Origin of the sequence: Sphaerisporangium melleum (assembly GCF_014646695.1) — a bacterium.
Lineage (GTDB): Bacteria > Actinomycetota > Actinomycetes > Streptosporangiales > Streptosporangiaceae > Sphaerisporangium > Sphaerisporangium melleum.
The window spans coordinates 147,387-156,928 of the sequence record NZ_BMNT01000001.1 but is presented as its reverse complement, the minus strand read 5'-3'; the positions used below and the strand labels follow the sequence as shown (position 1 = coordinate 156,928).

At 70.2% G+C, this 9,542-nt stretch carries 8 protein-coding genes and 1 pseudogene; 3 read left to right on the top strand and 6 right to left on the bottom strand.

Annotated features, from left to right (window positions below; translation table 11 throughout):
• On the top strand, window positions 1-219 hold a 219-nt coding region (locus IEY93_RS37695; protein ID WP_229690750.1), incomplete at its 5' end, for a substrate-binding domain-containing protein.
• A gap of 123 nt (window positions 220-342) precedes the next feature.
• Complete coding sequence (gene mshB, locus IEY93_RS01090) at window positions 343-1,194, top strand: N-acetyl-1-D-myo-inositol-2-amino-2-deoxy-alpha-D-glucopyranoside deacetylase (RefSeq protein ID WP_189161011.1); 852 nt, start codon at window positions 343-345, stop codon at window positions 1,192-1,194.
• 37 nt (window positions 1,195-1,231) lie between these two features.
• Here the strand turns inward: mshB and IEY93_RS01085 are convergent, their stop codons facing one another.
• Window positions 1,232-2,434: a glycoside hydrolase family 5 protein gene (locus IEY93_RS01085; protein WP_372444382.1), complete on the bottom strand. Its 1,203-nt coding sequence runs from the start codon at window positions 2,432-2,434 to the stop codon at window positions 1,232-1,234.
• Window positions 2,435-2,485: 51 nt separating this feature from the next.
• Window positions 2,486-2,803 (bottom strand): annotated as a pseudogene (locus IEY93_RS37690) (cellulose binding domain-containing protein); the annotation flags it as partial.
• 319 nt (window positions 2,804-3,122) lie between these two features.
• Between IEY93_RS37690 and IEY93_RS01080 the strand changes: the two are divergent.
• The gene (locus tag IEY93_RS01080; protein ID WP_229690749.1) at window positions 3,123-3,764 is read left to right on the top strand and encodes a DUF4396 domain-containing protein; all 642 of its coding nucleotides are present in this window, start codon (window positions 3,123-3,125) and stop codon (window positions 3,762-3,764) included.
• Between the two features lie 174 nt (window positions 3,765-3,938).
• Here the strand turns inward: IEY93_RS01080 and IEY93_RS01075 are convergent, their stop codons facing one another.
• The 4 genes from IEY93_RS01075 to IEY93_RS01060 form a co-directional block, all read right to left on the bottom strand.
• Window positions 3,939-5,501 carry a glycoside hydrolase family 13 protein gene (locus IEY93_RS01075; RefSeq protein ID WP_189161010.1) on the bottom strand — a complete coding sequence of 521 codons (1,563 nt, stop codon included), beginning with the start codon at window positions 5,499-5,501 and terminating at the stop codon, window positions 3,939-3,941.
• Between the two features lie 151 nt (window positions 5,502-5,652).
• Complete coding sequence (locus IEY93_RS01070) at window positions 5,653-6,654, bottom strand: carbohydrate ABC transporter permease (protein ID WP_229690748.1); 1,002 nt, start codon at window positions 6,652-6,654, stop codon at window positions 5,653-5,655.
• 12 nt (window positions 6,655-6,666) lie between these two features.
• Window positions 6,667-7,584: a carbohydrate ABC transporter permease gene (locus IEY93_RS01065; protein ID WP_189161009.1), complete on the bottom strand. Its 918-nt coding sequence runs from the start codon at window positions 7,582-7,584 to the stop codon at window positions 6,667-6,669.
• A gap of 70 nt (window positions 7,585-7,654) precedes the next feature.
• Window positions 7,655-9,037: an ABC transporter substrate-binding protein gene (locus tag IEY93_RS01060; protein ID WP_189161008.1), complete on the bottom strand. Its 1,383-nt coding sequence runs from the start codon at window positions 9,035-9,037 to the stop codon at window positions 7,655-7,657.
• Window positions 9,038-9,542: the final 505 nt, after the last annotated feature.

The window sequence follows — 9,542 nt, the reverse complement described above, 5'->3', positions numbered from 1 at the left end:
GTGGGGTTCGACGACTCGGCGTTCATGAACTGCACCAACCCGCCGCTGACCACCGTCCGCCAGCCGATCGAGGCCATGGGCAGGACGGCCGTCACCCTGCTGGTCAGCCAGATCGAGGGTGCGACGGTCACCGCCGAGGAGCTTCTGTACGAGCCGGAACTGGTGGTACGTGGGTCCACCGGGCCGGTCCGTGTTCGTTCCAGCGCCTTTGTGGAGTAGGGTCCCGATTTCGGGGGCCCTGAGCCGTTCGGGAGACGGGAGCCGGCGGGGAGCCACCACACAGAACGCGGGAACCCTCGGCCGGCCCGGTTGGACACCGTGGCCAGGAAAGGCAGGTCGGCAATGACGCCGGATCGACGCATTCTCTTCGTCCACGCGCATCCCGACGACGAGTCGATCGGCACCGGCGCCACCATGGCCAAGTACGCCGCGGAGGGCGCCCACGTCTGCCTGGTCACCTGCACCCTCGGCGAGGAGGGCGAGGTGATCCCGCCCGAGCTGCGCCACCTAGCGGCCGACCGGGACGACCGGCTCGGCGAGCACCGCATCGGCGAACTGGCGCGGGCGTGCGCGGCGCTCGGCGTACGCGACCACCGGTTCCTCGGCGGGGCCGGCCGCTGGCGCGACTCGGGCATGATGGGCGCGCCCACCAACGACGATCCCGCGTGCTTCTGGCAGGCCGACGTGGACCTCGCGGCGGCCGAGCTGGTCGGCATCGTCCGCGAGGTCCGGCCGCAGGTGATCGTGACCTACGACGACAACGGCTTCTACGGCCACCCCGACCACATCCAGGCGCACCGCGTCGCGTGGCGGGCGTTCGAGAAGGCCGCCGACCCGGCCTTCGGCGAGGGCGAGCCGTGGACGCCGTCCCGGTTCTACGCCACGGCGATGCCGCTGTCGGAGCTTGCGCGGTCCCTGGACGCGGGCCCCTTCAAGCGGGTGAACTCGGTGGCCGACCTCGGGTTCGGCGTCCCCGACGAGCAGGTCACCACCCGGGTGGACGCCACCGCGCAGATCGAGGCCAAGACCGCCGCGCTGCGCGCCCACCGCACCCAGATCAGCGTGGCGGGCGGGCATTTCGCGTTGTCCAACGACATCGGGCAGCCGGTGCACGGCGTGGAGTACTACACCCGCCTCGCCGGGGAGCCCGGTCCCGTGGGCGAGGACGGCCGGGAGACCGGGCTGTTCGGCTGACCGGGACGGCGCGCGTCCCCTGGGGGCGGGCGGCCGGCTAGAAGTCGTCGGCGGTGCGGATGCGGTCGCGGACCCACACGCCGGCCTCCTTCAGCGGCGCGGTGCCGGTCCACGGGCCGCCGGCGTCGCACGTCCCGGTCTTGAAGACCGCACCCGAGCGGAAGTCGTCGGAGAAGTTCCAGTTCACCCAGCTGATCTTCTTGGTGGCCATCAGGTCGAGGTACTGCTGGGAGCGGGTGAAGTTGTTGGCGCCCTCGCCCGCGTAGTTCTGCGTGCCGAACTCGGTGACGAACATCGGGACGCGGTCGGCCGCGCGGGACAGCGCGTTGAGGTACTCACCGCCGTGCGAGTCGGCGTAGAAGTGGAAGGTGTACATGATGTTCGAGGCGTTCACCGGGTTGCCGGTCACCTCGGTCTCGGTGGAGCCGTCGGACACGCCGAGCGACGACCATCCGCGGGTGCCGACCAGGACGATGCCGTCGGGGTCCTGCGCCCGGATCACCGGGATGAGCTGCTCGGCGTAGCTCTTGATCGTGCTCCAGGACACCCCGTTCGGCTCGTTGGCGATCTCGTACAGGATGTTGTTCTTCGCGGCGTGACGCTGGGCGATCTCGGTGAAGAAGGTCTTCGCCCGGCCGAGGTTGTCCATCGGGTCGCCCGGGTCGAGCATGTGCCAGTCCACGATCACGTACATGCCGCGCGCGGTCACCTTCTCGATGAGCTGGTGCACCAGGTCGGTGAAGCCACGCGGGTCGGTCTCGTAGCCGTCCTCCTGGACGTACATCGACAGGCGGACGACATCGGCGTTCCAGTCGGTCGCCAGAGCGTTCAGCGAGCCGTCGGTGACGCACTGCCGGTACCACTGCAGGCCGTGGGTGCTCATGCCGCGCAACTGGATCTGCTTGCCGTTCTTGTTGCACAGCTTGGTGCCGCAGACCCGGAGCTGCCCGTTGGCCGCGACCGGAGTGGCCGGGGTGCTTCCCGGCTGGGTGGTCACGGTGACCGTCGCGCTCTTGGCCGACTCGTTGCCGGCGGCGTCCCGCGCGGTGACCGCGTAGGTGTGCGTCGTCGCGGCGCCGAGCCCGCTGATGGTCGCGCTGGTCCCGGTCACGGTGGCGACCACGGCGGAGCCCTCGTAGACCCGGTAGTCCCTGACCGTGCCGCTGTTGTCGGTGGCGGCGTTCCAGGCCAGGCCGGCCGTGGCGGACGTCGTGCCGGTGGCGCGCAGGCCGGACGGCACGCTCGGCGGCGTGGTGTCGCCGGGGCTCTGCCCGCCGGCACAGGAGGAGCCGTTCAGGGTGCAGCCGCTCGGGAGGCCCGTGCCGTTGACCACGAATCCGAACGTCGTCTGCGCGCCGGGGGCGAGGGACCCGTTGTACTCGCGGTTCTTGAAGGTGTACCGGCCGCCGCTGCTGGTCAGCAGCGCGTCCCAGTAGGCGCCGGCGGTGGTGCCGGAGGGCAGGTCGAGCACGATCGTCCAGCCGTTGAGCGTGGTGGTGCCGGTGTTCTTGATCGTGTACTGGGCGGTGTACCCGCTGCCCCAGTCCTCGGTCTTGGCGAACGTGGCGGTGTCGGCGTAGGCGGAGGCCGGGGTCAGCAGGTTGAGCATCAAGGTGATCAGCCCTGCCAGGGCCAGGGCCGGCACGGTGCGCCGCATCATCACTCCTTGCGTGGGAGGCGGTCAGTTGTTAGGAAACTTTCCTAACTTTGGAGGTGACGGTAGGCGCTGACAGATGCTTACACAAGACCCAAAAGTCTCCGGATCGCCACCCGCCGCCGGGGCCGGGCATCGGCGGAGTTCCGGCGGGCATCTCCCGTCCTGGTGTCCCGGCGTCATGGCCCCTCGCCGCGCGCCGCACCCGGCTTCGAGAAGTGAGCTCTTGTGCAGGTACCCCCTAGGGGTATTATGAGCCGCCATGGAGGGTCTCATGGACGAACACCGTCAACCGCCGCAAGGCGTCCCCGCCGTGCCGCCCGGACACGACCACGCCGGACGGGACGCCGAGCGTGCCGCACCCGGCGGCGAGCACGCCGGGCACGCCGGACACGGTGGTGAGCGCGCACACGCGGGGGAGCACGCCGCGCACCAGGGGGAACGACCCGGCGCGCCCGGTCACCCGCCGGTCGCCGCCACGTGGGGGATGGCGGCCCAGGCGACCCTGCACTGCCTGACCGGCTGCGCGGTCGGCGAGGTGGCCGGCATGATCATCGGCACCGCCGCGGGCCTGCACAACGCCGCGTCCGTCGTGCTGTCGATCGCCCTGGCCTTCGTCTTCGGCTACGCCTTCACCATGCGCGGCGTCCTGCGCGCGGGAGTCGGCCTGCGCGCGGCGCTGAAGGTGGCGCTCGCGGCCGACACCGTGTCGATCGCGGTGATGGAGGTGCTGGACAACGTGGTCATGGTCACCGTGCCCGGGGCGATGGACGCCGGGCTCGGCAGCCCGCTGTTCTGGGGCTCGCTGGCCGGCTCGCTCGCGGTGGCGTTCGTGCTCACCACCCCGGTCAACCGATGGCTGATCGGCCGCGGCAAGGGCCACGCCGTCCTGCACGCCTACCACGGCGGCCACTGAGCCCGTCTGCCGGCGGACATCCGCGGGTCCCGGCCGGGCCGGGGTCACCCGTCCGTGCACAGCCGGCGCGGCCTGCCCGGCCACCTGCGCGCGCCGGGCCGCCATCGCGCGCCCAAGCGCGGGACCCGCCGGCCGACGTGCGGTCGGCGGGTCCCGTGGCAGGACGCGGGCCGCTCAGCGGGCGGACTCCGGCAGGCGCAGCCACACGGCGGTGTCGGAGGGCAGGGTGTCCTCCTCCAGCGGGCCGCTGGCCAGCAGCACGCTCTCGTGCGCCGGCAGCGGCACCGGCGCGGGGCCGAGGTTGACCACGCAGGCCAGGCCGGACTCCCGGGCGAAGGCCAGCACGTGCTCGGGCGCGTCCAGCCAGCGCATCGTGCCGTCGCCGAGTTCGGCGCGGCGGATCCGCAGCGCCGAGCGGTACAGGCACAGCATGGAACCCGGGTCGGCGGCCTGCGCCTCGGCCGTCAGGTCCTTCCAGGAGGCCGGCTGCGGCAGCCACGGCTCCCCGGTGCTGTAGCCGTACGGCGGGGCGTCCCCCGACCACGGCAGCGGCACCCGGCAGCCGTCCCGCCCGGGGACGGTGTGCTTGGAGCGGGTCCACATCGGGTCCTGGCGCAGCTCGCCGGGGATGTCGTCCACCTCGGGCAGGCCGAGTTCCTCGCCCTGGTAGACGTACACGCTGCCGGGCAGCGCCATGGCCAGCAGCGCCGCCGCCCGGGCCCTGCGCACGCCGAGCACCGGGTCCGACGGCATGCCGTCCCTGCGGTCGGCGTGGCTGAAGGACGTGATCGCCCGGCCGTACTTGGTCACCGGACGCGGCACGTCGTGGTTGGACAGCACCCAGGTCGGCGGGGCGCCGATGCGGGTGTGCGTGGCCATCGTCAGGTCGATCGACTCGCGCAGCTCGGCGGCCTCCCAGGAGCGGGACATGAAGTCGAAGTTGAACGCCGTGTGCATCTCGTCGGGACGCAGGTACAACGCGAACCGCTCCTGGTCGGGCAGCCACACCTCGCCGATCAGGATGCGCTCGCCGTACTCGTCGGCGATCCGCCGCCAGCCCCGGTAGATCTCGTGGACCGCGTCGTGGTCGGTGTAGGACTCCTCGACGCTGTCGAAGTCCTTGACCAGCACGGCCGCCGAGTCGATGCGGATGCCGTCCACGCCGCGGTCGAACCAGAACCGCAGCACGTCGTGGAACTCGGCCACCACCTCCGGGTTGGTCCAGTTGAAGTCCGGCTGCTCGGGGGCGAACAGGTGCAGGTACCACTGCCCGTCGGGCACCCGCGTCCAGGCCGGCCCGCCGAAGATGGACTTCCAGTCGCTGGGCGGCAGGTCCCCCCGTCCGTCGGCGAACCAGAACCGGGCCCGCTCGGGCGAGCCCGGCCCGGCCGCGAGCGCCTCCTTGAACCATTCCTGTTGGTCGGAGCCGTGGTTGGGCACGATGTCGATGATCGTCCTGATGCCCAGCCCGTGCGCCTCCTGGATGAACTTCTCCGCCTCCTGCAGGGTGCCGAACGACGGGTCGATGTCGCGGTAGTCGGCCACGTCGTAGCCGCCGTCCGCCATCGGGGAGGGATACCAGGGGTTGAGCCAGATCGCGTCGGCACCGAGCTCCGCGAGGTAGGGCAGGCGGGACCGCAGGCCGGCCAGGTCACCGACGCCGTCGCCGTTGCCGTCGGCGAAGCTGCGCAGGTAGACCTGGTAGATCGCGGCTCCCCGCCACCACGTTTCGGACATGCTGGGGTCTCTCCTTAGAGGTTCGGTGTGCCGTCCGCGCTCACCGGGAGAACCGGCGGGCGCGGGTCGCGGCGTGGACGGCCCGGGCGGTGGGTGCGATGGGCGTACGGCGGGCACGGTGGGCGGCGCGGCCGGGTCCGGCCGTGCCGGGTCATCCCTTGAGGCTGCCGGCGGTGAGGCCGGCCATGATGCTGCGCTGGAAGACGAAGAAGACGATGATCGCCGGGAGGCTGGCGATGACCAGCGCCGCCATGAGCACGTTCTGCGGCATCTGCGCCGACAGTGAGGAGATGCCGACGCTGATCGGCATCTTCTCGCCGTCCGGCAGCACGAGCAGCGGCCAGACGAAGTCCTTCCAGACGTTCACCACCGAGAGGATCGACACCACGCCGATGATCGGCCGGGACACCGGCAGCACGATCGACCACAGGATGCGTGCCGGGCCCGCGCCGTCGATCTCGGCCGCCTCCAGCAGCTCACGGGGGATGGAGTCGAAGAACCGCTTGAGCAGGAAGATGAAGAAGCCGTTGGCCGCGGCGGGCAGCCAGATCGCCCACGGGGTGTTGATCAGGTTCCACCCGAGGATCGGCAGGTCCTTCACGGTGAGGTAGGCCGGCAGCAGGATCACCATCGGCGGGATCATCAGCGTGGCGAGCATCCCGGCCAGCACCAGCTTGCCGAGCACCGGGCGCAGCTTCGACAGGGCGTACGCGGCGGTGACGTCGATGGCCAGCGTGAACAGCCAGGCCCCGGCCGCGTAGATCACCGTGTTGCGCAGGAAGGTGCCGAGGTCGAGCTGGTCCCAGGCCTCGGCGTACACCGAGAAGTCCGGCGCGCTGGGCAGCAGCGTCGGCGGGATCTGGGCGAGCTCGTCGGGAGACTTCAGCGCGCTGGTGACCATCCAGTACAGCGGGAACACGAAGACCGCGGTGAAGCCGGCGACCACCGTGACCAGGACGGTCCAGTAGATGATCTTACCGCGGGTGGTGCTGAGCGTCTGCGGGGAGACCAGGCCGCGGAACTGGCGCGCGGGCTCCCTTCTCGGCCGCCGGCGCGGCGGGCGGGACGGCCGGTCCCCGGCGGGCGGCGGGACGGGCCGGGCCAGGCGGTCCGGCCGGAGCCCGCCGCTCGAACGCATGGTGCTGCTCGACATCGTCGCCAACTCCTAGATCTTGTCGTCCCGGGAGACGCGCAGGTAGATGGCCGAGAACACCATCAGCACGATCATGAGCATCAGTCCGAGCGCCCCGCCGCCGCCGAAGTTCCCGAAGCTGAAGGCGTACTGGTACATCAGGTAGGCGACCGTGACCGTCGCGTTCTCCGGGCCGCCGCCGGTCAGCAGGTACGGCTCGATGAACACCTGCATGGTGGCGACGATCTGCAGCAGCAGCATCACCAGCAGGATCAGCTTGGTCTGCGGGATGGTGACGTGCCAGACCCGCTTGAACAGGCCCGCGCCGTCCAGCTCCGCCGCCTCGTACAGCTCGCTCGGGATGCTCTGCAGCGCCGCGAGGTAGATCAGCGTGCCGGTGCCGAGGTTCATCCAGGTCGAGACGATCACGAGCGAGACCAGCGCGGTGCTGGTGGAGTCCAGCCAGCTCAGCCCGGGCAGATGGGCCAGGGCGAGTATCTGGTTGAACAGCCCGGGCCCGGGGTCGTAGAACCACTTGAACAGCAGCACCGCGACCGCGGGCGGCAGCATCACCGGCAGGTAGACGACGAACCTGAGGTAGGCCTTGGCGTGCCGCAGTTCGTTCAGCACGATGGCCAGCACGAACGGCACCGCGTACCCGATGACCAGCGCGAGCAGGGTGAACGCCGCGGTGTTGTACCAGGCCGCGGCGAACGCCGAGTCCTCGGTCACCGTGCGGAAGTTGTCCAGCCCCACCCACTCGGGCGGCCCGACGAAGTTGGTCTTCTGGAAGCTGAGCAGGATCTCGCGCACCATCGGGTACCAGGAGAAGAACGCGAAGCAGATCAGCGCCCCGCACAGGAACCCGTACGCCGTCAGATTGCGGCGGACGAGGCGCCGCACCGCCCCTGGAGTGCGGTGCCGTGATGGTGCCACGGCGGTCGTGGTCATTGTCGCTCCCGGTTCGCGATCGTGCGTGGCCGGGGTGCCGGCCTGCCAGGCCGGCACCCCGGGGCCGAGGTCAGCTCGACTTGGCCAGAATGTTGTCGACCTTCTTCGCCGCGTCGGACAGCAGTTGGTCGATATTGGCGTCCTGCCTGGTCAGCACCGCGGACATCGGCGTGTCCAGCACGGCGTAGATCTCCTGCGCCTTCGGCGGCTCCAGCTTGAACTGGACGGCGGCGTTGGCGTCGACGTACGGCTGGAAGTGCTCGACCGGAACCGTCGCGAACTGCTTGCGCAGATCCTGGATCTTCGTGCCGGGCTCGGTGGTGCCGAACAGGTCGATGTCGGGCAGCCCGACCGGCAGGCCGTCGGCCTTGGCCCGCTCATAGTTGAACTGGCCCTGCCCCGGCGTGAGGAACTTGTACTCCAGCCACGCCAGACCGGCCTTGATCTGCTCCGGGGTGGCCTTGGGGTTGAACATGTAGCCGTCGCCGCCGCTGAGGGAGTACTGCGCCTCCGGCAGCCCGGTCACGCCGTAGTCGTCGAACTTGCCCTTGAAGGTGTTGTTGACCTCCTTGACCACGTCCGGGGCGCCGATCATCATGCCGAGCTTGCCGCTGCCCATCATGCGCATGAGGTCCTCCCAGCGCAGCAGTTGCTTGGTGCCCATGCTGTCGTCGGTCCAGCGCATCTGCTTGAGGTTCTCCAGCACGGCCTTGCCCTGCGGGCTGTTGAAGGCGGCCTTCTTGCCGTCCGGGGTCACGATGTCGCCGCCCCGGCCGTAGATCGAGGAGGTGAAGTGCCAGCCGCCGGTGTTGCCGGCGCTGTACTCGCCGTACCCGACGTAGCCGGGGCCGAGCGCTGCGATCTTCTTGGCGGCGGCCTGTACGTCGGCCCAGGTCTTCGGCGGCTGGTCGGGGTCCAGCCCGGCCTGGGTGAACAGCTTGCGGTTGTAGACCAGGCCGGTCGAGTAGTTGACCCTCGGCAGGCCGTACACCTTGTCACCGCTCTTGAAGACGCTGATGACGTCGGGGCGGATGTTCTTCAGGGCGGGCACGCTGTCGAGGTAGGGCGTGATGTCCGCCGCCTGGCCGGCCGCGATGATCTTCTGGACGTCGGTGTAGTAGACGTAGAAGACGTCTTCCATCTCCCCGCCGGCCAGCTTGGCCTGGAACGTCTCCGGCACGATGCACGGGAAGGCGTCCTTGCCCTCGACCGTGATGTCCGGGTGCGGCTTCTGGAACGCCGCGACGTCCGCGTCCCACTGTGCGGCTTCCTTCGGGTTGTTCTTCGGGGGCTTGCAGCCGACGGTGATCGTCACCGGCGCGGCGGCGGCTCCGGAGGCCGCTGAGCCCTGCGAGGACTTCGCGTCAGGGGTGCTGCCGGCGTCGCTGCCGCATCCGGCGGCGGCGAACGCGATCCCTGCGCTCAGCAGGATCGCAAGGTTGCGGGGTTTCATGGATGTTCCCTCCTGGACTGCCCCCGACTACGAGGCCCAAGTTCTGGTACAGCTTCGTTGACCGGTTGGGAGCAACATATAGAGACAGACATTTGCCAGCAAGAGTCCAACGTGCATGATGCAAAAAAGTGACAGTGACCATGGCGGTAACAGGTCTGTCACCTTGACGTCACACGACTTCGGTGCAGGCGGCAGCTGAGGTCCACAGCGGGCGCGACCGGGTCTGGACGAGGGCAGGCACGCGAGGTCACCGGCCAGTGGGGATGGGCGCGGCGCGGGACGCCGCGGCAAAGCCCGGCGGCACGGGCGGACGCCGCGACGGGCGTGGGGCCGAGGCCGTACGGCTTCCCACGCCCGTCGGCCGCTAGAGCGCCGCGATTAGTCGCGCGACCTGGCCGGGCCGGTGGAGCCGCGTACGACCAGTTCCGGCTCGAACAGCAGCTCCTCGGCGGTCACCGAGCCGCCGTCGATCTGGTTGACCAGCAGGGTGACGGCGGTCCTGCCG